Origin of the sequence: Chitinophaga sp. RCC_12, assembly GCF_041360695.1 — a bacterium.
Lineage (GTDB): Bacteria > Bacteroidota > Bacteroidia > Chitinophagales > Chitinophagaceae > Chitinophaga.
This window is the reverse complement of sequence record NZ_JBFUPS010000014.1, coordinates 1-24,754: the sequence shown is the minus strand read 5'-3', so window position 1 is coordinate 24,754 and position 24,754 is coordinate 1. Positions and strand designations below refer to the sequence as shown.

Here is a 24,754-nt window from a genome sequence, read left to right as displayed (position 1 = left end):
AATGGTGCTGGCGGAATCTAAGTGTGGATAGGAGTTCGTATCCGGAAATGGTTCTGAATGATACCAGCGGAAGCTTCTTCCGCTGGTTAAATACCGGAATATATTTAGACTTAATCTAATGATTTTAACAAACTGACCGGATAATCATTCATATTGATTTCCTGTTGACGGGTCAACTGGTTTGTTGCCGTATTTTTAATAATCACCAGTCTTATTTTAGAATGCCATGACTGTGTTGAGGGGACTCCATTCTGATCTTTCCTTAGCTGTACATATCCCACTCCAATTTCTGCAGTAACCCTGATGTTTCTTTCCGTGTTATAAGGGACGATGCCCCAACCGTTGAAATCAGAGGTGTAAACATATACCAGGATAGTACTTGTATTCAGCACGTTTTCTGTTAATACATTGGGGGCTGGAATTTGCATGTAAAGGTAAGTACCCGCTGCTGTCCATTTCAGGGTAGAGATGTCCTTCTCATATACCTGAACATTTGCGTTTCCCTGCGGCCCTTGGGGGCCCTGAGCACCCGTTCCACCAGGTTTACCCTGGATACCTTGTTCGCCTTGCGGACCGGTGGGCCCGGTTTTGGAGCAGGCAATCATAGTGAGTAGCAGGAAGAAAAAACATCTTTTCATTTTGTAACATTTTAAGGGGTAAAAATTAGTTGATATAATTATTCATTCTCGCCTATTGGTTCTGTACTTGATTGTATAAAGTTTTTCCGAACCATTGTGTAGCAAAGCCTTACAAAGCTATCTGCTAAAGAAAGAGCAGACAATGAGTGTTTAATCAGAATTGAAAGAATAATAAACGGAAACAGCTACCGTTAAAAAACGGAAGAATCGATCTGCGATGTGGTACGTTTTTTTTGCATGGGAGGGAAGAGGAAACTTAAAGTAACCCATCCCTTAATTCAATCAGCCGACAGCGGCCTAAAAACCGTCATTGCCCCCGAAGCTAATAACTTTGAATTCACTAATGTTTATTAAAGAAGTCTTATTGAGGAGTTATTTTACTTAACATAATATAAATTATAAGACTATTCCAGACCATAAAAAAGGAACATAAAAGTTCCTAGTCATACGGGCGCTTCTCTTTACTGGATACGGATTTGCACACCTTTTTATCTACCAACAAGCCAAAGAACTAACGAAGTCAATAACACGCCGAAGATATATAAAAAACGGATTCAGCCAAAAAAAAGCCCCCGTTGCTGAAATTGTGAAGATGCTATTACCCTACTACCAGGTATAAAAAAAGGCCGCTAGATCGGCGGCCCTATGAATTTTCGTATAGATCATTTCCTAAGTGGACAATTAGCGACTCTTCAATGAAGTATTCAAAAACAATGTTTACAAGGTCGTCCGTTCTTTCCCTGCTATACACCTGATCAGAAAATCTTCTTTTGAACTCGTTCTTATCCATAACACTTTTTCGGGCAATCTGCGCGTAAACGCGCCTACGGCAGCTTTCAATAATTTGTATTTCTCCGTCCTCAAAGTATTCCTGTAGGTGTTTTTTATTTAGTGGCCGTGCTATTTGCCGTATTTTCTTATACTTCGCCATGACCGGTTATAACGTTTTCTGATTAAAAATTGTTCAATTTGTCAAAAAAAGCTGTTTTGGACAAGTCAAAATCGAAAGGTGCTGCCTATGGCGGGTTTCATAGGCCATTAGCCTGGTCAAAAGTCCTAAAACTCGCGCCTATGGCTGGCAGCCGTCCATGTCCTGGAGAAAGCAAATTTTCAGCAGCCAGGGTAAAGGGTTTCAGGGGATTGCACCAGGCACTAATAAAGAGGCAGCGAACAAATCGCCGCCCCGCTGAGATAGTGGATTATTATACAACGATCTTTCAATAACCACCTGGCAGCATTCCAGGCGTCTGCCTTGGTGTTTCTTCGTGAACAGTAATCAAAGCTGAGATAACAACTTCTTTTCCGTTTCTTATTACTATTGTATCGGTGGTCTTTGCATACAATCTATCACCTATCGTAATATTTTTGTGACCCGTGCCAAAGTTTGGTAGATGCCCTACAGGTACGGAAAACTCAATATTGGTATACTGCATAGGCACACCAAAATCACGCAGCCGCACTAAGAAATCAGCTGTAGCCAGCCTTATCTCTAAGGCAAATTTTTCTCTTTCCTGGTTGTCCATTCTAGCTTTTTTTACGTTAATATACTATCACATTAAGTTAATATAATACCGGGCAAAGTAGATACAGCACCCGGGGAATTAATCCCTATTACCTGTTGTTAGTTGTGGTAAAAAATCCCTATTGTTTGTGTATCAGTAGTAGGCTTTACAGCCTTTTTTTTAATGAAAATGGAGGCCAGGTAGACACCCAGCCCCCGCCAAAGTTTTAACGCTCTGGCGACCGTCGGCGCGACGGCAACGGTTTCCCAATTATTTATAGTTGCTTCATTGGTCAGTTTAATTTGTGCCCACTTGTACTTTCTATCAAAAATTTCTGTGAGGAAATCTACCCAGGGAAAACAATCATCTGCATAAAATAAAAGGTCACTAAATACGCTACCGTACTGGCCTTTTTGATCGGTAGACACCTTAAACCGATAACAATTCGGTTCAGTACGAAATGCACCCTTTTTCATTATTTCTCGCATGGCAAAACCCGCTTGCTCGTAGCAATCGAAAACCAGGTAAAAACCGTAATCGCTATTATACCGGAATACTTCAATGAATGCAGCCATAGGCTTATTTTGAGAGGTTAAAAAAGCGAAAAAACAAACCGGGGGGACGCTGCGGCCGCGTCACCCCCCTTCCCCCCTCGGCCGGGGTTCCAAACAATGGTCCAGCGTGATTTGGGGGCTGTAATATAGTGTAATGAGGTCTTGTATCGCAGTATAAAAAAGCGTTTCATTCTCCTTTTCGATACTTGATAACTTTTTATATCCAGGTAAGGAAATAGACCGTTGATACATTCTTTCAAACAAGTTATGTGCCTGTGATTGAGTGTAAATATCAGCAAGTTCAATACGTGGGATTTCACATGAACAAAATTTAATATCAGTAAAAATGGAAATATGCTCCTGGATAACAGGAATCAAAAGCGTGGTAAAGGTTAAGAAACAACGCTGTACCTGATGCGGAAGCGTGTGAAATTCTGGTTGGCCCGTAGGCCCTAATGTGATACGCCAAAGATGTGTAGTTGCTTGATGATACGTGAACCATTCATGCAATTCAATCGGGCGCCGCTGTTTGGTGACGTTTTGGGTGCTTTGGTTGTTCATATAAAAGGGGCTTGGTCACTGTCAAACAACATCGTTGCCGTGGCGCCGAAGGTTTCGGGTACTTGCAACCCGATGCCAAGCCCCAGAACTTAATAAGATTCCAGGGCGGCGACCAGGCTGTTATTGTATTTCGATAGTTGTTTGACACGGCAAATATATGTTTCTACAGAACACGAAACAAAATATGCTCCCCTTTTTTTTCTACTTCATAAGTTCCTGCGGGTCTGTGCAGTATAGAAAAGTCCAAATTGCCAGGCCAGCACTGGGTTTTCAATGTTTCAACAAGTGAACCGGAAATGTGTACAGGTGAAACGTATAAATGTTTGTAGTCTACAGTATACGTATAGGTGTCTTTTTCGTATATACTTCTCCGTGGTTGTGGTACCTGGTACATTATCCCAAACCTGATAACGCCGGAGGGGTGGCTTTCACCTTCTCCATCATGCGAAAAGTACGAGGAATGCACGCATTGCCCGTAAAAAGCATCATCTCTATATCCGTTCAAACCTTCCAGGCCATGTAAGTTACCTTCCATACCCATAACATCCCAGGGCGTTATTTTTTCGGACAAAGCCCAGGGGATTACCAAACCCTTTACCCGCTGCACACGCGGAACTGCCGCGGGAATATTCATATACATAACAGCACCGGTTACATTCCCGTTGTTATCCGTAATGAGTTCCTGACTGTATACTGTTAACCCACGTTCTGCAGCACTATAGTATATCTGTGCATTCTCAACAAAAGAAATTTTTATTTCATCCAGTGGCGGGAAAATACCAAGTCCCTTTGTATCCGTGGAAACCTTCTGTAGTTGGTATTTAGGCGCTCTGATGTGTGCGAAAAAATCATCAGAGAAAATATAATTATTATTCATTAGTCCAAAGAATTTAAAACAGTAATCTTTATTTGCGCCTGTTCACCGCTGTTTAAATATTTCTTTACATCAGCATTGAGGCTATTACCCCGCGCCACCTGCGCGTAAAATTGGCTGGTGAGTTTCGCTTCCTCCGTGGTGTTTAGTCTATTCAAAGCCTGGATAACAGCGGGTTCATCTTCGTTAAATTTCCAATCAGTAATTGGAAGGATACCGAAAAGATCATGATAATTCCAGATAGCTTTTTCAACCTTGCTCGCAACGTCTTTACAAACAGCAATCCGCTCTTTGCTTACGTTACTAGCGTTTGCCAGGGCATCCAGCTCCGCAAGACTACTAACAGCAGTACCAGCAGCCTTTACACCTTTATACAGGTTATAAGCTATAAAGATCAACCCGCCATAAATCAGGTACTTTTTCCAGTCCTGTTTTTTCATCGTGGTAAATTTAAAATGTAATACATAGCGGTCAGGAAAACGGCAACAGATATGAGGATAAAGCCGTTTGCTGTTACTGTTGTAATAGGAATACGACTACCGGTTATTAGCTTGTCTGTGGCCGTTGTCCATTTTTTTTTAACCTCGCCCTTCGTAATTGTACCGTTACCGTCCAGGTCAAAGGCACGATTCCAGTCGAAACGTTTTGTACCCTGGATAGCGAAAACCGTTTCATCCGGTTTATTGAAAAGTGCAGGGTGAAGCATTAAGGCGTAAACGTCAAACGCCTCACGGGGCGGCAGCGGAAAGGTTTTTTTCCATTGCAAAAAATACTTTTCTACATAGCCTAATTGTTCCTGGAATGTCATATGTGGCAAACGCAGGTAAAGCCCTTTTTCAATCCCTTCCGCTGTGCTTTCCAGGAATTGAATTAACCCGGTAGCGCCGCTCTGTTTGTTCTTAATTGCAGGGTTGAAAGTACCGCCCGTTTCAAAGGCGATACTTTTAACCAAACTTAGAGCAGGAAAGGAAAGCCGCTGTTCAACGGCTAACAACAGGTTTAATTCATAGCTACTTAGCATTTTCAATTCCTTTAGATTCCATCAATTCAGGGTATTCCTGTGAAACCTTTGTCATTACCGTTTTCACGGCTTCCAGGACAATAATAATTATGCCTGCATATTTGAGAACTTTAAACAAACTTTTCATTACTTACTTTTTTTGAAGGTGCCGAAATAGCCGCCGTTAGGGGCATTGGGATTTGCAACCATCTGCAAATCGGGAATTGTCAAAAGTCTACGGTTCACGTTGTAAAACCCTGTAAACGTCTTTTTACCGGTGGAAAATTGAACGCTAACAACCCAATGTTCAAAATTTGCATTGCTCGTTTCCTTCTCTTTCCGAGGAATGGCAATAAATGTAATAAAGCCACGGGTACGGCTTTTATTCCAGCCGGTCAACAGGTTATCATCAACACGTTCACCGGTTTTACGAGAAGTCCAACCGCTGCGCATCTTGCAGCCGCTTTTTTTTCTTTTTTGTGTCGGCCTACCGGAGTAGGTATAATTTGCCCTTTTCCCGTAACTCCCACGGGAATAGCCCCGGTTATTGTTATAGTATGCCATTATCTGCGTTTGTTACGTTTGATGAAATAAACAACCACCAGGACAGCAGCAAGAGCAGCTGTAACCTTACCTGGTGTAGTGGCGAAAAATTCTTTTATCTTTTGCATTATCTACGCTTTTTCTTGTTAGTGTATACTTTGTAAATGAGGAATGCTAAACCGACTACTGGCAACCATTTAAGGTACTTCCATACATCATTTTGAGCTTCAAGGCCAGTAATTGCAGCGTTGGCACCCGCCACCGCGCCAGCTCCCGCAGTGGTTAACAGTGTTTGCCCTGCTGTATTGAATACCGGTATAGGGCGGCCGTCCTTTTGCACGCCATATTTCGCCATAAAATCAGCGTCCGACAAGTCGCGCTTGTCCGCATCTTCCTGCGAAATCATCATTGCACCCTGGCCGACAATTTTAGAAGCGACACCACCCACAAAAGGTATGATCCCCGCCACGGTAGAACCGGTTTTTCGCAAGATGTTACCTAGCACGGTGCCGCCAGGCTTGCGTTTAAATAAATTTCCGAGAAATGACATACTAGAATGATTTGTGTTTTTCAGTGAAGATTACAAACGGGTCGTAAGTCTTAGGAGTGATGGCTACTTTATAGGCATCGTAACATGAAAGGCTTACATAGTTTTCAAATCCTGCCACAACCGCAGTACCAGCAACGTTTACGCTTACCAGATCATTTATAGCCCGTCCCAGGTATTCCAGCTCAATACCGGAATACTTCACAGTTTTGGAAGGATAAACAATGTCTATTTCATCGATTTTTGAAATCGGTAAATGCAACATAGAACTATCCTGGACATTCAAATCTTTGGTTTGCCCTGTGATGGTGACCGCGCTAATGGCCTTGTAAGTAGCCGAAAGAATAGGCGCGTCAATGCTGCTAATGTTCATCACATTTGTTTCCTTTGCACCTTCAAAGCTGATTTTAATGTACTCCCCCTCTTCCAGGTGTAGGGAACCATCCGGAGAAAGTTTTATCATACCCTTTGCAATGTTGGCATCATGCAGGTAAAAGCCCTCTTCAAAAGTGTTCATCTCAAACGCCACAGATAGCGGCATACGCGGGTAAATCTCTTTAGAGCCGCGATTCTTTGAAAAGAAATCAATCTTAAGATTGATAGTAGATAAGTCAAGACCGGCCGCATCTGAAAGCCAAAATCCCACGGCATGGGCGGAACTTTGCAGGTAGATATCATCTTTAGAACTTCCTGTAAAATTGCTTAATAGTTTCATTTGTTTAATTTTCAACAAAGAACCATTAAGCAACGTACAGGCAGACACTAACACGGGCCAAATTAGCCCTTTTTAACCCCTAATTCGCCCCTTTCAGGCTCTAACGATATTCCGTAAAGTGTTTTTAAATGATGGTCTGTAATGCGCTTAATTCCTAGCTTTTTACGATCCTGGGAAATCCAGGTTTTAGCGGTCTTTTCAGAAACCCCAAAAATTACCCGGTAATCCTTATGTGTCAATACATTAATTCTAATGGGCGTCATACTATCGAATTTATAACCTACTCAAAAAGTTGTTGCTGTAGATATTCATCATTGATTAGTCCGGCCTTTCTGCCAAGCACCGAAAGTTCAGCACTGCCACCGGGGAAGTGTCGCAGATACCATTCTATTAAATTACGCTGTATCAGGTATTCCATAAGGATTTTAGCCCCGTACAAGAAGTAGTTTTTATCTATGGTCTTTATATACTGGTTATGGGCTTCCATCCGCTTTATTACTACTTTATCCATTCGGGAACTTTCCATCTTTTCAGTAAGCCGTAACACCACAGTGTTAGGCTTATCAAGCGTTAGCAGGTCTACATCTTCCATCCTGTCTTTCCTGGTACCGTTGTTATTTTCCACAAAGGAAAAGTGTTTGAAAAATAGGGTGCGAAAAAGTATAAAACTTTTTTCGCTCTCGATGATGGCTAAAGCCTTAACCGGTACGACTTCTCCAAAATCAAAATCAATTAATTCCTTGCACGAACTTTTCATGCTAAATTCAATACGCCATACTTGCGCATCAGGGCTAAAGCCCGCCTGTTGCCACATTTGGCGTATCCACGGCTTATCTTTATTATTTTCCAGCTCTTTAGATTTGTTATACATGTAGTAGTTTATCTCACTGGTTTTAGCCCCAAAACGCAGATATTCATAACTATTACGTACCATATGGTCACCCACTATAGTAAACTTTGCTTTATGCTTTTTAAGGTACTTTTCTTGTAGGAAGTTTTTTATTAGTTGTTCCGGTACCATGCCACCATTAAAGGTGGTGAAATCGAGGGCTAAATCTAACCTACTGATGGCGTGAAATTTAAAATGGTACTGTTCCAGTAGATCAATTACAAACTGTTTCAGCTCTGACTGATACAAAAATTTGTTTTCGATTTTGAGCAGTCCCATATCACCGCCCAGGAAGGCGGCGTGCGGCTTGCAAGCAAGTACCGCACACCGTTCATAGGCACCGGAGGGCATTAGTACGCTAATTTCGTACACCTCCCGGAATTGTCTTGTTTGATAATCGGTTTTTTCGGTATGGTATGTAAAATTATCCTTTGCCTGTATGGTAACAGGACATTTGACGTGGATTTGTAACCAATCAATAGCGTGAACATAATTCATAAGACGAACGCGTTTTAAGCGTTAGCCCGTAGTTGTTGGCAGAGTTACTCCCGTTTTACTTTACGGGAGTTGTCAAAGGCGGTCTGTTACGTCCAGATGAGGAAGGGCTATATAAGCCGCTAATTTTCGATAAAATACCCGTGATTCCACAAAGCGTACACTTAGCGTATACCGCTTACCTGCGGGCGCAATTAGTACATAACCGTCATCAAGAAACCGAATACTGGTAGGCGGAACGTCCGCGCTATCCTTTTTGTGTGGGTCTTTGGCTATACCGTCTCCTAAAAAAATTCGACTTGTACCATACGGACTGGTGCCGTAAACGCTGTGATACTTCAGGAAGCGCAGGAAAGTACGGCGGTTTAAATCTCCCTTTGCAGGGCGCATTAAAATAATCCTGTGCATCCGGTCTAGTTCTTCCTCATTGAAATTGTCCAGATTCAACCAGGGATACAATTTAGTAACCTGTAATAGGTGCCGTGGAATTTCACGATAAGGAGTAAAAATGTAATCTCCTGTTTCTCTCTGTAGAGCCTTTCTTTTGGGATTGTTACCACAGTTAACGCAGACAGACGGGTAACTACTTTCATTCGGGATTAAGTGCCTAAATACATCACTTTTCATAGTCAATAGGAATTTATACGTACATCATTTTTTGTAATGACGTGAAAAATTCCGTATTCCATACTATTTTATCATCAGTTATATATATGTTCTGTTAAATATCTTCACAATTAGCACTTACTAAAGTTGTCAAACTGAATGCCTTTTGCGAAAAATTAAAAACATATTACAACATTTTCCATATCTACCAATCATAAGACGTATTATAGGATATATTTGAATTCCTTAAAGGTTAAAAAGAAAGCTTCTAGTTACCCTGGTTATTAGGCAACTTTTAAGGGGTAATTCACTAAAAATGAACCTGCTGAGAATCGCATATAAAAATCATATCTGCATATCTGATGGGATTTCGCAATTACAGGCGGTACTGTCGCGCACAAAAAAGCCGCTTGAATAAATGAGTGATCAGTTCACTCCCATTCAAACGGTTTTATTCTGAAGCAGCTACGCGTTATCGATTACAGCATTATCTTTTTACCGCAGTCGCATCTATCTCCACCAACATACTATCCAGTGCAAGCCGCGGAACCGGAATCAGCGTATTTACGGGGAACTTTTTGTCGGGCCAGATATGCAGGGATTCTTCCGTGAGGATCTTGAGTTTCTCTTCATTGTGATCCACAATCAGCGTGGTTAGTTTCACAACATCACTGAACTTCAAGCCTTGCGATTTAAGCGCCGTATCCAGGTTGCTGAACGTCTGCTTTAATTGTGTTTTAAAATCATTTACGAGGCTGCCATCAGTGGTTTCGCCGCCCTGACCGGCAATAAAAACCAAAGTATTTCCCGCCGGCACTACCGCGATATGTGAATACGCATTGGGAGCCGGATCATATAGCCTGGGAGGATTAATGAACAACGGCGTTTTTGTTTCTTTTTCCATGTCAATACTTTTGAAGATAATAAATAAGGTGCCTGTTAAAGCCAATGCTACAGCAGCTATCAGAATATTCCTGAGGGGAAATCTACGCATGCTTTTCATTTTATACTCCGCAAAATAAACGGAAATAGCCGCGCCAAAACAGGTACAGATCTATGTATCTAAAGCATAACAGTATCAGCCCGGAAGTGTTTCAATAAACTCAATTACTTCACCATCCAATCCATACACGAGGGAATTATACACCGTCATAGGTGGCTCGCCCAAAACAAGCACCGATGGCGGCACACAGCTCGTAGCTCCGGCGGCAATAGCTGCGTCATAAGCTGCTGTGGCGTCTTTCACGGTAAACGCGAAATGAAGTAAGGCGCCGGCTACCGGTGTTTCTCCGTTGACGCCGCGACGACCCTGGGTGGGGATATTCGCTCCTTTGTCAAATATTTCTACAAAGGAAGATGTTCCGGGAATGCGCAGCAGCGCGCCGTATTCAATATTGAACTCCGGCAAGGTCCAGCTGTGAAACAAACTAAGTCCGAGCGACTCATAAAATTTAATTGTAGCCTTGTAGTCTTTCGCCTGGATGGCGACATGGTGCATGCCTGTTATATTCGTCATTCAGCAAATTTAAAAGCTGCTGACGTAAAAAGATGGTACTGACAAAATTGTTAGCGCAACTTTTTTACTTCCAGTCGCTGGGCGCCATAAATACCCGTGTGCCCACTGAAATAATAGGCCGTAAAACAAGCCACTGCAAAGTATAAAATGTGGTCGGTGCCAAATAATTCTGCGCCCATTAAGGTACAGGCAATGGGTGTATTGGTGGCGCCTGCGAAAACGGCAATAAAGCCTAAGCCTGCAAACAGGTCTACCGGTGCGTTGAACAGGAGCGCCAGCGTATGACCCAGGGTAGCGCCTATAAAAAACAGGGGAGTCACCTCTCCCCCTTTGAAACCCATTCCCAGGGTAATGGCCGTGAAAACCAGCTTCCAGAGCCAACTCCAGTCGTTAATCCCACTTCCGGGATCGAATGCAGCCAGTATACTGATAGATTTTCCATGAACGCCCAGTCCCAGGTAGTCGGTAGTTCCTGCCACGTAACTCAGTAATATGATTACTACGCCGCCTGCCACAGGAATCATCCAGGGTACTTTAATATAGGCTTTGGCGTTATGCTTAATGTTATGAATAAGTTTGGAGAATAAAAGGCTGCTCAAACCAAAACACACACCGCCTGCGATCACTTTCGCAAGTAACCAGAGGTCCTGGTGAACAAAAGGCAGCCAGTTCACAAAGGGATCAGTCTTATACAATATATGGTAATGGGTATGTTTAATACCCCACGAGGAGCATACAATATCCGCGAAAACGGCAGCAATCAGGCAGGGTATCAATGCCTCGTAACGCATTACGCCAATGGCCAGTACTTCCAGCGCAAACACGGCGCCCGTAAGTGGCGTGCCAAACACCGCTCCAAATCCAGCCGCAATCCCGGCCATCAGTAAAATTCGTATATCCGGCGCCGATAGCCCCAGCTTTTTACCTATCAGGCCGGCCATACTACCGCCAATTTGCACCGCTGTTCCTTCCCGCCCGGCAGAGCCGCCGAATAAGTGAGTGATAATCGTGGTGACCAATACCAGCGGCGCCATACGTGCAGGCACACCGCCACCAGGTTGGTGGATCTCCTCCATGATCAGGTTGTTGCCTTTCTCAGCGTCATTTCCACCGATACGATAGAGCCAGTAGATCAGTATACCCGCCAGCGGAAGACCAAAAATCAGCCACTCATGCTCCATACGGAGATCGGTGACTACATCCAGCAGCCAGAGAAACAGGGCGACTAAAGATCCGACTATAATGGCAACAGGTGTTACCAATACGGTCCAGCGCAGCAGTTGGTTAGCCACGGACAATTGTTCCAGCAAAGATTTCGTTTGTTTCATATCCTACAAATAGCAGTATTATATGGCAGCTTTGCTACCATTATAATATTTGTAGGCGCCATCAGACAGCCCTGGGCTGACGGTTTGGGTCAGGAAGACACCATTTCCTGTTATCTATCTCCCAAAAATAAGTTTATTCTTTTAATAATCCGGCATAAAATGCCGCGCCCCACAAGGCGGATTTATCGTTGTTCACAATATGAATCGGTACACGGGCCAGCAATTCAGCCATGCGGTCGCCCTGCATATAATGATGATAAAACTCACCTGTTTCCAGTAGCGCCGCTATCTTTGGCGGAATTCCCCCGCCCAGGAACAGGCCGCCCGTGGCCTTCATCTTCAACACCAGGTTGCATGATTCCCTGGCAAGGTAGCGGACAAACAGCTCCATCGTTTTAATACAAACGGGAATCCGTCCTGCTGCAGCGGCTTTGCTGATTTCAGCCGCCGCATCGCCGGCGTCCATCACTGCCCGCAATTCGGCGGGTTCTTCCATGCCTTTTATATCCCGCAGGAACTCATAGATATCGGTTATACCCGGGCCGCTGATAAGACGCTCCCAACTCACCACATCATATTTTTCCTGGAGATACCTGAGCAATAAAATATCGAGGTCTGTTCTGGGTGCAAAATCGGTGTGGCCACCTTCTGTGGGAAACGGGTGATGATATTGGCCATCCCAATACAATCCTGCCATACCAAGCCCCGTTCCTGGCGCTATAATGGCCATGTTCCCATTATGCTCCGATGCGCCCCTGTGCAGGGTGGTAAGCTGCTGCGGCGCCAGTGTGGCTAACCCGTAGGCGGTAGCCTCCAGGTCGTTGATCAGCGCCACCGTATGCACACCCGTGCTCTGCCGGATCTCTTCTTCACTCAGTTCCCGGCTCAGGTTGGTCAGTTCCACTTTTCCCTTCACCACAGGCCCGGCTACGCCAATGCATATACGCTGCGGCGGGGTATCGCTGCATCCACTGAGAAAGTGCTTAATTATCTCTGAAAAATTCTGATAATCACGCGAAGCATATTTTTCCTGCCGGATCAGCTCCAGTTCTCCATTCACGCTGCTGAACAAGGCCAGGTTGGTTTTGGTGCCTCCCAGGTCGCCCGCCAGCAGATAGGTCTTGGTATCCCCACTGCTTACCGGCGCTATAAAATGAGGAAGGTATTGCTGCTTTTTCAATGTTTGCATCTTTGTGGAACTTTATACTTAAAAATAAGGGTTTCCACCAAGAATACAACAGGAATATGTTTTGTTAATAATTGTCCCGGATATATTATTGGAACAGCTTTTGTTCCAGGGGGATGAACAATTCCGGGAGAAAAATGTAATTCAAACCAAACGTAAGGCCCATATGGAAAGACACACCTATCAGACAGGACTTATTGGCAACTGTGCATTTCTGGCGCATGTAAATAAGGATACAAACATCGATTGGCTTTGCTGGCCCCGCATGGACAGCTCCTTTGTTTTCGGCGGACTGCTAGATACGAAGAAAGGTGGCTGCTTCTCTATTTTACCGGAGGCAGATTTTTCTTCCCATCAGTATTACCTGGAAAACACGAATGTGCTGTGTACTGAAATTACCACTACAGAAGGCAGCTACCGCGTTACCGACTTTGCGCCCCGCTTCCTTCAGTATGAACGTTTTTTTAAGCCGCTCATGCTGATCCGGAAAGTGGAACCACTGGAAGGCTCGCCCCGGATCCGGGTAACCTGTGAGCCTACCTGCGACTATGGCGCGTCGAAGTTGCGCCCTATGAGAGGCAGCAGTCATATTGAATTTACAGGCTGCGAAGAAAACATCCGTCTCACTACCAACATTGCTGTCAGTTACCTTATCGATGATGAGTTTTTTGTACTCAATGATACGCGGTACCTGATTCTCACTTACGGCCATCCGCTCGAAGCGCCACTGGCTAGTACCGCGGAACGGTTTCTCCGGGAAACTATTTCCTACTGGAGAACATGGATCAAGCATTCTTCCATTGCCAATTACTTCCAGCCTTATGTGATCCGCTCTGCTTTAGCGCTGAAAATACACCAGTATGAAGATACCGGCGCCATCATCGCAGCCAGCACCACCAGCTTACCCGAGTTTCCTGAAAGTGGGCGTAACTGGGACTATCGCTATTGCTGGATGCGTGATACCTATTATATTATCACTGCCCTGAACCACATTGGTCATTTTGAAGAAATGGAAAGATACTTCGGTTACATCACCGATATCTCTTTCTCCGGTGATTTCCGCTATCAGCCACTGTATGGCATTACAGGGCAAAAAACCCTGTCGGAAACCATCCTGCCACACCTCGATGGTTACATGGGAAATAAACCGGTACGCATCGGCAACCAGGCCTTTGAGCACATCCAGAATGATATATATGGACAGGTGCTTATTTCCATGCTTCCATTATATACTGACCACCGTTTTATTTTTTCAGAAAGAAAGGATTCTGACCGGTGGATTGAGCTGCTGCTGAAGAAGATAGAAAAAACGATTGATGAGAAAGATGCAGGTATCTGGGAGTTCAGGAATATGGCTAACGTTCACTGCTACACGAACCTGTTCCAGTGGGCCGGCTGCGCAGCCGCTGAAAAAATGGCTCGCACCATTGGTAATCAATCCCTGCTGGATAAGGCCATTGAACTGAAAAACCGCGCTGCCGCCCATATTGAAAGCTGCTACGACCCGGTAAGAAAAGTATATACCAACGCTGCCGGAAGCCAGCACCTCGATGCCAGCACCCTTCAGCTGATCATGATGAATTACCTGGATCCTGCCTCTGAACGGGCACGCGATCATCTCATCGCATTGGAAAAGGAATTGAAAACACCGGAAGGATTATTTTACCGTTACCGTCACTCCGATGATTTTGGTAAACCCAAAACCACTTTCCTCGTATGTGCGTTCTGGTATGTGGAAGCACTTGCCTGCGTTGGCCGGCTGGAAGATGCGCAGCGGGAATTTGCCAAGCTGCTGCAATATTCTAATCACCTGTTGCTTTTCAGTGAAGATGTGGAATCTGCCACCGGCAGCCAGTGGGGGAATTTCCCGCAGGCTTACAGTCATGTGGGACTGATGAATGCCGCCTACCGGATTGCCATGAAACTGGATACCCCCATTTTTCTATAGTTCGATTATACATAAAATAAAGGAGGGGAGTTTGTGCTCCCCTCCTTTTATTATTTACACGCTTTCCCTGTTGCGTAATGTTCTCAGCAAATGCCGTACTTCATGATAACTTCGTAAGTAATACTGTGCAGCAGATACCTGGCTGCCTACTTTCACCGTGATGGCTTTATTGGGAAGCGCTTTAAAGATGTCTTCATCTGTTACATCATCGCCCATGGCCATAATGAAATCGTACTTTTTATGATTCAGCCAGCTCAGGGCGGCTTTACCTTTATTTATCTCGATATTCTTTACCTCTATTACTTTGTCGCCGGGCAATACCTGCAATCCTTTCTCCACTGTAAAGTAGCGCAGGGTATTCATCAGTTCATTGGCGCGTAATTCGCCCAGGCCCGATTCCACTTTGCGGTAATGCCATACCAGGGAGAAACTTTTTTCTTCGATAAAGGAACCGGGTGTACGGTCGGTAGCCAGTTCCATGATAGGCAGCAGTTCCTTTTTCCACTTATCTGTGAGGCCTGGCAGCTGGTACCACTCCCCTGCTTTCGTTTTTTGCCAGGCGCCATGTTCTGCAATGAGATCGAGGTTGAGATGACCGAACCACTCTCCCAGTGTATCGTGGTTCCTGCCGCTGATCATTACCAGGTCGTTGCCGGGTATGGCTGCCAGTTCCCGCAGTAGCTGGTACAGATCAGGATCAGGAGACGCCATATCTATATTGGGCTGGAAGCCCACCAATGTGCCATCATAATCCAGGAAGATGATCCGTTTTTTACTGTTGAAATATTGTTGCCGGATGAGCACTGCTGTTTCCTGGTTTACGCGGCGGGCCAGCATGTTCTGCTGCATTTCATTTACTTCCTGCAGGCGCGTCATGAATAGTTTCACCCAGTGGCTGATATTGAACTTGGCAACCACGGTGCGCATTTGTTTCATGCGGCGTTGCTGTTCCGCGAGCGGCATGTTCAGCGCGTCTACGATGGCGCGGGTAATGGCGCCAATGTTATTTGGGTTGACGATGATGGCATCTATTAATTCTTTAGATGCCCCTGCCATTTCGCTCAGAATCAATACACCATCGTCGTTATTACGGCTGGCTACATATTCCTTGCTGACGAGGTTCATCCCATCACGCATAGGTGTTACGAGACAGATATCTGCAAAATTATAGAGGGCTGATAGTGTTTCCAGCGGAAATGAACGGTAGAAGTACTGGATAGGATGCCAGGCCAGCGTACGGAAACGGGCATTGATATTTCCTACCTGTTTATCTATTTCATCGCGCAGCTCTTTGTACTGGGGCACCTGGTCGCGGGAAGGCACCACAATCATATACAACACCACCTTGCCGATATATTCAGGATGGAGTTGCAGCAGCAGTTCAAAAGCCTGGAGCCGTTGCAGGATTCCTTTGCTATAGTCCAGCCGGTCGATGGAAAGCACAAGCCGGTCGTTGTGAAAGTTTTCCTTCAGGTTTTTTACCTGCTGCAGTACTTCGGGGTCATTGCCCATTTCTGCATACTTGTTATAATCGATCCCCATTGGAAATGTTTCCACTACAATGGCGCGGTCGTTATAAGACACTACGTTGGCGGTGGTGGTCACCGGCAGGATGCGGCTGGCGGCATTCAGGAAGTGGCGCGTATCATCAAAAGTATGAAACCCCATCAGATCGGCGCCCAGCATCCCTTCCAGGATTTCGGCCCTCCATGGGATAAGGCGGAATAATTCGAAGGAAGGAAAAGGGATGTGCTGGAAGAAGCCTATGGAGATCTCCGGCATCTCTGCGCGGATCATTCCGGGCAGCAGCAGCAATTGGTAGTCATGAATCCAGATGGTGTCTCCGGGTTCAGCTACTTTCATAATAATATCCCTGAATTTTTTATTAACCTGGTAATAAGCGTCCCAATAGGATTGTTCATAGTGGGCATAAACAGCCATATAGTGGAAAACCGGCCACAGTGTTTCATTAGAAAAGCCTTCGTAGAAGTTGTTGATTTCATCCTGTGTCAGGTATACCGGCATCAGGTTCATCTTGCGCAACTTTTTTGTTACTTTCTCCTGTTCCTTCTGGTCTGTGATTTCCTGTCCCGGCCAGCCTATCCAGATATTATTTCCTTCGCGGTAGATGGAGCCCAGGCCTGTTGCCAGGCCCCCTTCGCTGGGTTGAAGGGAGTAATCCCCCTCTGTTTCCGAAATCTTTACTGGCAGCCTGTTCGATACAATAATGGTCTTTCGCATAGTCAGTTTATATAATCTATTATCTAATTACATTCAATTGGAATAGCACCCAACAAAACAAAAAATGCACCCAAAAGAGCGGAACCTACATATATAAATAAATACAATGCTGCTACAATGGCTATGGTTCATCAACAGGGTTTATCCGGAGCGGATAAGGGCTACACCTGTATATGTGTGAAAATGCAAGATAAACATTATCAGGGGGAAAAGGAAGTAGAAATATCTCTACTACCCTATTTTGACTTACGGCCCAGGGTCATCAGCACTACACCGCAGATGACGATAGTAGCGGCAATGCCTACCAGCGAAGTAATCGCTTCATTACCGATAGCCCATCCCAGGAACAGGGCCACAATAGGATTAATATAAGCATAAGTAGCCGTTAGCCGCGGCGGCGCATTTTTCGATAGCCAGCTGTAAGAAGTATATCCCACCAATGACCCGATCAATACCAGATAAAGATAAGCCTGCCAGGCTTCCGCAGTCATCAAAGGCAGGGTAGCAAGTCCGCCGGGTTCCAGCACAAAGCTCATCAGCAGGGAAAATACGCCGCCGGCCAGCATCTGGATAGCGGTGCTGGTAATTTGTGTAGGCATCGGGAGCCGCTGTACCAGCAGCGTTCCAACCGCCCAGGCAATATTTCCCGCCACGATAACGATTACCGGCCATAAAGGAAACTGTCGTGCTTCGTGATGAACAAACGGGTTAAACAACAGGAACAGACCAATAAACCCTACCACGATCCCCAGCATAGTCATGGCCGAAGGGCGTTGTTTGCTGAAAAATGCCCAGTCCATCCCCATGATCCAGGCGGGCATGGCAGCTACTATCAGCGCCACAATGCCGGAAGGCATATGATGTACGGCCAGGGCCACCGTGGTGTTCCCGATGCCAATAAGCAGCACGCCTACAAAACAGGCAGAGACAAGCTCCCTGCGCCCGGGCCAGGTTTTCTCCCGCAGGCAACCTACCAACAGCAAGAGCCCTCCTGCTACCAGGAAACGCATCGACGACAACAAAAACGGCGGCACTACTTTCGTCGCTATCTTCATCCCGAGGTAAGTGGAACCCCATATGATGTATACTGCCAACAGGCAAAAGATCATTTTGGAGGACAATACGCCTGTCTTTTTGTTCATGGTTTCTTTCTTTTGGTACGCTGATAGTTCCGGGTTACTTTACTTACATCCCCGCAAGTGCTCATACTGCACCATTTGCGGGAGCCGTTGCGGCTTTTGTCCAGGAAAAGCCATCCGCAAGCGGGACACTCTTTTACTTCCGCCGGCTTGCCGGAGGTATACAATTCCACTGCCGATTTTACCAGCCACCAATATACCTGCTCCAGTACAGGGGCATTGAACTGCAAAGTGCCAACGCCTGCCTGCCAGCTGATTTCTATATTACCGTAGGCCTCCCCGATATAGGTATTGAACTGCATACTGTCGGCCGCAGCAGGTTGCTTCCGGGCAATACCTGCCATAAACAACCGGTGCAGCAACTCCCTTAAAACAATGCTTTTCTCAAAAACCATGGTTGCCTTCTGCGGATAATCCTTCGCCAGCCGTTCCAGGGTATGGATAATTTTGGGAGATAAAGCACGGGTGTGACCATACCATTGCAACAGCTCTTTGAAGCCGTTGAGATAGTCGTGCGATATTCCTTTCTTGCGGTTGTCGATCGTGTTCACAAAATCGAGACACAGGATGCCGCCGTCGAGCCGGAGTGATGTGATGGATTTGGAGGATGCCATGAGCGGATTTTGTCTTTCCCAGGATTGCTGATTAGCGCGTATTTTGTCTTTCCCAGGATTAAACTGATTACGCTGATTACGCTGATTTTTTTTGTTTTTTTTGGATGCTACAGCGAAGATAAATCTTATTATTAACCGGTAAAAGTTATTTTACTGGTTAATTAAAAAAGAGCTAAAATGAGGGTGTTTGCCTGATTGGAACAACACTTTAACATAAGAGTGTCATATTAATGATTATCAATTTGTTATAAAGTAAAAAGCAGCTTCTTCTGAAGCTGCTTTTTACTTTATAATGATGGTATTTTAATATGCGGTAATTAATAACGGGCAGTATTTTTGCCGGATGACCTTATAAGTTACATTATTTATTTAATATATACTTCAATAATTGCATTAGTAGGTCTTCTGGGTGCAAGGAAGCTGTCGACCTGGTGGTAATATTGCTTCAGTTCTCCCCTCAATGCAAAGGGGTAAAAGTTGTTTAAGTTAGGGGCGTACTCATATATTACCAGGTCGTAATGATGGTCTCTTACCTTTTGAGTAAAGGTGGCCAGTTGCCTGTTGAACATCCCTACTCCCAGGTGATACCATAACGGGTAATCGGGACCGGTTTCCAATTTATAAGGCATTGCGGCGGCCAGCGGAGTCAGCTCGGACATGTTCAGTACTTTGATATCCCCTCTCTTTTCGGCTACGACCGGCAGCGCCATGATCTTTTCCATTCCCTTTACCGTGGAAGCGGGCATGTATATTTTGCGGAACGGACGGAGATTTGAGAAAACCCAGGACGACACCGGCACATCGGTGGTATCGTTATTCAGCATAAAGTTATGCCGGTTTACCACATTCTCATGACCGGGCGTTCCCATTGCCACGGTTTCCTGTGCCGGAAATAAGCGGTCCGTGAAACGGCCTATGTATTTCCACCAGGTACCAGACCACCAGAAAAGCACCAGGAAGGTGGCCCCTAACAACGGGCGGAACGAGTTGATATTTATCTTTAGTAAATCCAATAAATAAGAAGCGATAAAGGCAAACGCGAAACTGTGGAAGAAGATATTGTTATCCGGCGGGGTGTAGCTTGTTACCTGGAAAATGGCGGCTTCGCCCAATATACCCAGTGTAAGCAAAGCAAACAGTACCTCGCGGCGCTGCTGCAACCAAGAGCCCCATGCTTTCACCTTGGCCACAATACACAGCACTACCAGCACCACATATGCCTTGATCCAATTGGAGCTGCCGAATATTTCGTCTGTGAAGTCGTTGAAGGCCAGGCGGGAGCTGTGTGGCGGCTGCCCGTGGTTAAACCAGTATCCGAATCCCGGCATCAGCGGCAGGATCATGATGGCGGCAATCACCGCAAACATACCAGCAAAGATGGGCAGGTCCAGCCAGCGGCGTGTCTGGAAACTGTTATAGGCCAGGAACAGGAGACTTAACATAAACGCCATTCCACCGCCATCCTGTTTGGTGAAAACAGACAGGAAAATAAAGAAGGCAGCACCGGACATCAACAGGTAACTACGTAAACGGCTATCCGAAAAGAAGGACCGGAACAGGAAGCTCAGTCCCACCAGTTCAAATACAATCACCGTATGATTATACCAGGGCCAGAAATTAAAGAAGGAATAGGACAACACAAATACCAGCACAGACAGCAACCTGACACCGGGTTGCACGCCCATACTTTTCATGATGGACCGGAAAGCAAAGCCGGCCATGATATTCAGGAGCACCTGCGCCTTTACCAGGGAAATGAGTTCAGGTCCGAATAGTTTAAAGAAGATGGCCGGGAAGATCCAGAAGCCGTAACCAAGTGGTGATCCGAAATCCCTGAAAGGAATTTGCCCGGATGATATCCGGTAAGCTCCTTCCCAGGAGAGAAAAATATTAACGCGGTACGGGAATGTTACAAATAACGGCACCAGGGCCAGTGCGATAATAATAATGCTTTCGGCAATGGCCGGGCGACGGCCGTTCAGTGAAAATTTCGGCATAGTAGATTGGGATTCGCTGTAATTGCTGACTATTCAGTAATATGAATGGCTGCAAAAGTAATTGAATAAATTGTAAATTAGCCCCATCTAACTACCAAACAACTCCAGGTTCCGTGAAATTTTTAAAGCTGCTGAGACCCAAACACTGGGTAAAGAATGCCTTCCTGTTTATTCCCCTGTTCTTTGCGGGTGAAATCTTTAATACTGATAAACTGCTTGATGTCCTGGTGGGATTCTTCGCCTTCAGCTTTATTGCCAGCAGTATTTATATACTGAACGACTACCGCGATATTGAGGCAGACCGCCTGCATCCGGTAAAATGTATGCGTCCCCTGGCTTCGGGGGCCATCAGCCGGTCGGCCGCCATTGCACTCTTTATTATCTGCGTTTTCGCTGGGTATGCGCTGGCCATTATGGTGGGAGAAAAGTTTGTTTTTGTGCTGAGTATTTACTTTGTGCTAAACATCCTGTATTGCCTTGGCTTAAAGAACATTTCCATTCTTGACATTATCATTGTGTCAACCGGATTTGTGCTGCGGGTTAAATCCGGCGGTGTAGCCGCCAAGGTGGCGTTGTCGGAGTGGCTGGTGATTATGGTGTTCCTGTTGTCGCTGTTTATGGCCATTGCCAAACGGCGGGACGACATCCTGATCAAACTCGATTCCGGGAAAGACATGCGCAAAGCGTCGCGGGGTTACAACATGGATTTCCTGAACGTGATGCTGGCGCTTGTTTCTGCGGTTATCATCGTTGCCTACCTGATGTATACCATTTCTCCTGAAACCCAGGCCAGGTTCCATACTTACCGTCTTTATTACACCACCCTGTTTGTAATTGGCGGATTATTACGATATTTGCAAATAACTTACGTACAGAACAGTACTGGTTCTCCAACCAAAATCCTATATAAAGACCGTTTTATTCAATTAACCATCCTCCTGTGGGTCCTGAGTTTTTATGTATTAATTTATTTACCGACAGATAAAACTTTTTTTGAATAATGCAAAAACGGTTAGCCAACTGGGGGAACTTCCCTGCAGTTGACAGCGACGAAAATGCTTTTACCCAGGAAGATGAACTTCGCAAATACGTGGTGGCCAATACCCACATGATTGCACGGGGCAATGGCCGCTGTTATGGCGATGCCTCCCTGGGGAAGCACAGCATATCCATGCTGAAATACGATAAGATGCTTTCCTTTGACACGGCCAACGGGATCATGGATGTACAGGCAGGCGTAACGCTGGACCAGATACTGGATATTATTGTTCCGAAAGGATGGTTCTTACCGGTAACCCCCGGCACTAAATATATTACCGTAGGCGGAGCAGTGGCTTCTGATGTACATGGAAAAAACCACCATGTAGACGGCGCCTTTTCCGGTCACATCATTGATATGGATGTACTCACCGCCAACGGCGAAACCATTTGCTGTTCCGCCACCCAACACGACGATCTTTTCTGGGCTACCTGTGGCGGCATGGGTCTTACCGGCGTGATCACGCGGGTGAAATTCGGCCTTAAAAAAGTGGCTACTGCCTATATACGCCAGACACAACTGAAGGCGAAAAACCTGGAAGAAGTGATCCGGCTGTTTGATGAATATAAACACTACACCTACTCTATGGCGTGGATCGATTGCCTCCAGAAAGGCGATTCTTTTGGCCGGAGTATCCTGATTGTGGGCGAACATGCCACCCCGGAAGAACTCAGTGCGGAGCAACAGAAAGCCCCTCTTACCCTTCCGGCTAAACGAAAACTCACGCTCCCGTTCAACCTTCCCTCCTTTGTGCTGAACACTTTTACCGTAAAGGCGTTTAACTGGTTATACTACGGGAAGAATTATAAGAAGGTGATGCACAAGGTAATCCCTTATGAACCCTTCTTTTATCCGCTGGACGCCATCCTTCACTGGAACCGCGGGTATGGCAAGGCAGGCTTTGTACAATACCAGTTTGTAGTATCCCTGGAACAGAAAGATGGCCTGGTGGCTATCCTGCAACGGATCAGCGATAAAGGCTGGGGTTCGTTCCTCGCAGTACTAAAGGTATTTGGTAAACAAGATAGCCTTATTTCCTTCCCGATGGAAGGGTATACCCTGGCGCTGGACTTCCCCATCCGCAAAGGATTATTTGAATTCCTGGATGAGCTGGATGAAATTGTACTGCAATACGGCGGTCGTTTGTACCTGTCGAAGGATGCACGGATGAAGCAGGAAATTTTCTGGAACAGTTATCCTAATGCCGGCAGGTTTGCCGAAATTGTAAAACAATATAACAACAACGCGCGTTTTGAATCCCTGCAATCGGAGCGTTTATTATTGACAAAATAGTTTACCCTGATTAACCAAGTACACTCATGCCTACCCTTTTAATACTTGGCGCAGGCTCCGACATGGCCGTTGCCATTGCCCGGAAGTTTGCGTCTGAAAAATATGATATTCAACTGGCCGGCAGGAACACTGCCGCATTGATTCCTCAACAACAGGATCTGCAGGTACGTTATGGCGTTAAAGCCACCACGCATGTGTTTGATGCTGCCGACTACCAATCGCATGCTGCTTTTTATAACAGCCTCCCTGTTCCACCGGACATCACCATCTGCGTTTTTGGTTACCTGGGCGACCAGGAAAAAGCGCAGCAAAACTGGCAGGAAGCCGCCACCGTTATCAACAGCAATTATACCGGCGCCGTGTCTATATTGAACATCGTAGCCGAAAGCTATGCGGCCAGGAAGCAGGGAACTATTGTGGGTATCAGCTCTGTAGCCGGTGAAAGAGGACGCCAGAGCAATTATATCTACGGCAGCGCGAAAGCTGGTTTCACCGCTTACCTGAGCGGATTAAGGAACCGTCTTTTTCGTAGTGGCGTTCACGTGATGAGTGTGCAACCGGGCTTTGTGAACACCCGTATGACCCAGCACCTGACGCTCCCACCACTGCTCACAGCTCAACCGGAAGCAGTAGCTACCGCTGTTTTCAAAGCAGTGAACCGCAAAAAGAATGTGCTGTATGTAAAGTGGCATTGGCGATACATTATGCTCATTATCAAATTAATACCGGAAGGTATTTTCAAAAAACTCTCCCTGTGACCATCGCTTTTTTCGACTTTGACGGTACCATTACTACCAGGGACACCCTATGGGAAATTATCCGCCATCACAGGGGCCGCGCCGCCATGTATGCCGGCGTCATTCAATTGCTGCCGCCACTGCTGCGCTTCAAATTAAAAATGATGCCGGCGCAGCAGATGAAAGAACAAGTGCTGGAATATTTTTTTGGGGAGATGTCTGCCCACGATTTTTCTGCAGGCTGTGAAAGCTTCTGCCGGGAAAAGCTGCCGGCTTTAATTCGCCCGCAAGCGCTGGCGGCTATACGAAATCACCAGCAACAGGGTCATCATGTGGTAGTAGTATCCGCTTCCGCACAGGACTGGGTAGCGCCGTGGTGCCGGAGAGAAAACATCATTTGCCTGGCTACGCGTCTCGAAGTAAAAAATAAAGTCATCACCGGTAAAATACAGGGTATCAACTGCAATGGCGAAGAAAAGGTGAACCGCATCCGCGAAGCCTACCGCCTGGAAAACTTCCGCGAAATATACGCCTACGGCGATAGTGAAGGCGACCGGCCGATGCTGGCGTTGGCGCAACACGTTTCGTTTAAACCCTTCAGATAATGGCGATTGTAGCGTAGGTTGTCTTACTCAGGATTAAACTTATTTCACTGATTACGCTGATTTGATCACTTTTTGATTTTAAATGATTTGGGGAGATATAAGCGGATATTTGTACTGCTCCCCAAAGTTTAGACTTTTTTGATTAGGCGGCTTGAGTTCGATATTGTATTGGACTCAAGCCATTTAA

General features: G+C 45.7%; 26 protein-coding genes and 1 riboswitch. Of the genes, 5 read left to right on the top strand and 21 right to left on the bottom strand.

All coding sequences use genetic code 11. The features are described from left to right. Positions 1 to 110: 110 nt before the first annotated feature. The 17 genes from AB6805_RS29680 to glk form a co-directional block, all read right to left on the bottom strand. Positions 111 to 638 (bottom strand): collagen-like protein, encoded by a 528-nt coding sequence (locus AB6805_RS29680; protein WP_370913066.1) that lies wholly within the window; start codon positions 636 to 638, stop codon positions 111 to 113. Between the two features lie 1,217 nt (positions 639 to 1,855). Continuing rightward, positions 1,856 to 2,161 (bottom strand): hypothetical protein, encoded by a 306-nt coding sequence (locus AB6805_RS29675; protein ID WP_370913065.1) that lies wholly within the window; start codon positions 2,159 to 2,161, stop codon positions 1,856 to 1,858. A 98-nt stretch (positions 2,162 to 2,259) separates the two neighbouring features. After that, on the bottom strand, positions 2,260 to 2,715 hold the full coding sequence (locus AB6805_RS29670) for a hypothetical protein (protein ID WP_370913064.1): 456 nt from the start codon (positions 2,713 to 2,715) through the stop codon (positions 2,260 to 2,262). A 60-nt stretch (positions 2,716 to 2,775) separates the two neighbouring features. After that, positions 2,776 to 3,255, bottom strand: a complete 480-nt coding sequence (locus AB6805_RS29665; RefSeq protein WP_370913063.1) for a hypothetical protein — start codon at positions 3,253 to 3,255, stop codon at positions 2,776 to 2,778. Positions 3,256 to 3,418: 163 nt separating this feature from the next. Beyond that, complete coding sequence (locus tag AB6805_RS29660) at positions 3,419 to 4,132, bottom strand: hypothetical protein (RefSeq protein WP_370913062.1); 714 nt, start codon at positions 4,130 to 4,132, stop codon at positions 3,419 to 3,421. Then, on the bottom strand, positions 4,132 to 4,569 hold the full coding sequence (locus AB6805_RS29655; RefSeq protein WP_370913061.1) for a hypothetical protein: 438 nt from the start codon (positions 4,567 to 4,569) through the stop codon (positions 4,132 to 4,134). Before AB6805_RS29655 ends, AB6805_RS29660 begins: the two co-directional genes overlap by 1 nt. Next, the gene (locus tag AB6805_RS29650; RefSeq protein ID WP_370913060.1) at positions 4,566 to 5,150 is read right to left on the bottom strand and encodes a hypothetical protein; all 585 of its coding nucleotides are present in this window, start codon (positions 5,148 to 5,150) and stop codon (positions 4,566 to 4,568) included. Before AB6805_RS29650 ends, AB6805_RS29655 begins: the two co-directional genes overlap by 4 nt. Positions 5,151 to 5,276: 126 nt before the next feature. Continuing rightward, the gene (locus AB6805_RS29645; RefSeq protein ID WP_370913059.1) at positions 5,277 to 5,693 is read right to left on the bottom strand and encodes a hypothetical protein; all 417 of its coding nucleotides are present in this window, start codon (positions 5,691 to 5,693) and stop codon (positions 5,277 to 5,279) included. Between the two features lie 106 nt (positions 5,694 to 5,799). Next, positions 5,800 to 6,222: a hypothetical protein gene (locus tag AB6805_RS29640; protein WP_370913058.1), complete on the bottom strand. Its 423-nt coding sequence runs from the start codon at positions 6,220 to 6,222 to the stop codon at positions 5,800 to 5,802. Between the two features lies 1 nt (position 6,223). After that, entirely contained in the window at positions 6,224 to 6,934 is a 711-nt protein-coding gene (locus AB6805_RS29635) for a hypothetical protein (RefSeq protein WP_370913057.1), read from the bottom strand. Positions 6,935 to 6,996: 62 nt separating this feature from the next. Beyond that, positions 6,997 to 7,197: a hypothetical protein gene (locus tag AB6805_RS29630; protein WP_370913056.1), complete on the bottom strand. Its 201-nt coding sequence runs from the start codon at positions 7,195 to 7,197 to the stop codon at positions 6,997 to 6,999. A gap of 17 nt (positions 7,198 to 7,214) precedes the next feature. Then, on the bottom strand, positions 7,215 to 8,321 hold the full coding sequence (locus tag AB6805_RS29625; RefSeq protein WP_370913055.1) for a hypothetical protein: 1,107 nt from the start codon (positions 8,319 to 8,321) through the stop codon (positions 7,215 to 7,217). A 72-nt stretch (positions 8,322 to 8,393) separates the two neighbouring features. Continuing rightward, entirely contained in the window at positions 8,394 to 8,945 is a 552-nt protein-coding gene (locus AB6805_RS29620; RefSeq protein ID WP_370913054.1) for a hypothetical protein, read from the bottom strand. A gap of 466 nt (positions 8,946 to 9,411) precedes the next feature. Then, positions 9,412 to 9,918, bottom strand: a complete 507-nt coding sequence (locus AB6805_RS29615; RefSeq protein WP_370913053.1) for a RidA family protein — start codon at positions 9,916 to 9,918, stop codon at positions 9,412 to 9,414. An 84-nt stretch (positions 9,919 to 10,002) separates the two neighbouring features. Next, complete coding sequence (locus AB6805_RS29610) at positions 10,003 to 10,440, bottom strand: VOC family protein (protein WP_370913052.1); 438 nt, start codon at positions 10,438 to 10,440, stop codon at positions 10,003 to 10,005. A gap of 50 nt (positions 10,441 to 10,490) precedes the next feature. Beyond that, positions 10,491 to 11,768, bottom strand: coding sequence for a voltage-gated chloride channel family protein (locus tag AB6805_RS29605; RefSeq protein WP_370913051.1), 1,278 nt, complete (start codon positions 11,766 to 11,768; stop codon positions 10,491 to 10,493). Between the two features lie 45 nt (positions 11,769 to 11,813). Next, positions 11,814 to 11,885, bottom strand: a riboswitch (Fluoride riboswitch). Between the two features lie 16 nt (positions 11,886 to 11,901). Continuing rightward, positions 11,902 to 12,957, bottom strand: a complete 1,056-nt coding sequence (glk, locus tag AB6805_RS29600; RefSeq protein WP_370913050.1) for a glucokinase — start codon at positions 12,955 to 12,957, stop codon at positions 11,902 to 11,904. 61 nt (positions 12,958 to 13,018) lie between these two features. Here glk and AB6805_RS29595 point away from each other — a divergent pair, with 61 nt between their 5' ends. Further along, complete coding sequence (locus tag AB6805_RS29595) at positions 13,019 to 14,902, top strand: glycoside hydrolase family 15 protein (protein ID WP_370913049.1); 1,884 nt, start codon at positions 13,019 to 13,021, stop codon at positions 14,900 to 14,902. Positions 14,903 to 14,956: 54 nt separating this feature from the next. On the opposite strand, the gene AB6805_RS29590 is transcribed toward AB6805_RS29595, so the two are convergent. The 4 genes from AB6805_RS29590 to AB6805_RS29575 all read right to left on the bottom strand — a co-directional run bounded on the left by AB6805_RS29590 (position 14,957) and on the right by AB6805_RS29575 (position 20,893). Then, positions 14,957 to 17,143, bottom strand: coding sequence for a bifunctional alpha,alpha-trehalose-phosphate synthase (UDP-forming)/trehalose-phosphatase (locus AB6805_RS29590; protein ID WP_370913048.1), 2,187 nt, complete (start codon positions 17,141 to 17,143; stop codon positions 14,957 to 14,959). Between the two features lie 236 nt (positions 17,144 to 17,379). Continuing rightward, positions 17,380 to 18,285: an EamA family transporter gene (locus AB6805_RS29585; protein WP_370913047.1), complete on the bottom strand. Its 906-nt coding sequence runs from the start codon at positions 18,283 to 18,285 to the stop codon at positions 17,380 to 17,382. Continuing rightward, entirely contained in the window at positions 18,282 to 18,896 is a 615-nt protein-coding gene (locus tag AB6805_RS29580) for a CGNR zinc finger domain-containing protein (protein ID WP_370913046.1), read from the bottom strand. Before AB6805_RS29580 ends, AB6805_RS29585 begins: the two co-directional genes overlap by 4 nt. 365 nt (positions 18,897 to 19,261) lie before the next feature. Beyond that, positions 19,262 to 20,893, bottom strand: coding sequence for a hypothetical protein (locus AB6805_RS29575; protein WP_370913045.1), 1,632 nt, complete (start codon positions 20,891 to 20,893; stop codon positions 19,262 to 19,264). A gap of 113 nt (positions 20,894 to 21,006) precedes the next feature. On the opposite strand from AB6805_RS29575, the gene AB6805_RS29570 reads away from it, so the two are divergent. Genes AB6805_RS29570 through AB6805_RS29555 form a run of 4 tightly spaced genes read left to right on the top strand, consistent with a single transcriptional unit; the run spans position 21,007 to position 24,567 of the window. Further along, positions 21,007 to 21,894 (top strand): decaprenyl-phosphate phosphoribosyltransferase, encoded by an 888-nt coding sequence (locus AB6805_RS29570; RefSeq protein WP_370913044.1) that lies wholly within the window; start codon positions 21,007 to 21,009, stop codon positions 21,892 to 21,894. Continuing rightward, a complete protein-coding gene (locus AB6805_RS29565; protein WP_370913043.1) occupies positions 21,894 to 23,225 on the top strand; it encodes an FAD-dependent oxidoreductase in 1,332 nt (443 codons plus the stop codon). Before AB6805_RS29570 ends, AB6805_RS29565 begins: the two co-directional genes overlap by 1 nt. A 26-nt stretch (positions 23,226 to 23,251) precedes the next feature. Further along, positions 23,252 to 23,983: an SDR family oxidoreductase gene (locus AB6805_RS29560; protein ID WP_370913042.1), complete on the top strand. Its 732-nt coding sequence runs from the start codon at positions 23,252 to 23,254 to the stop codon at positions 23,981 to 23,983. Beyond that, positions 23,980 to 24,567 carry an HAD family hydrolase gene (locus tag AB6805_RS29555; RefSeq protein ID WP_370913041.1) on the top strand — a complete coding sequence of 196 codons (588 nt, stop codon included), beginning with the start codon at positions 23,980 to 23,982 and terminating at the stop codon, positions 24,565 to 24,567. Before AB6805_RS29560 ends, AB6805_RS29555 begins: the two co-directional genes overlap by 4 nt. The last annotated feature ends 187 nt before the right edge of the window (positions 24,568 to 24,754 follow it).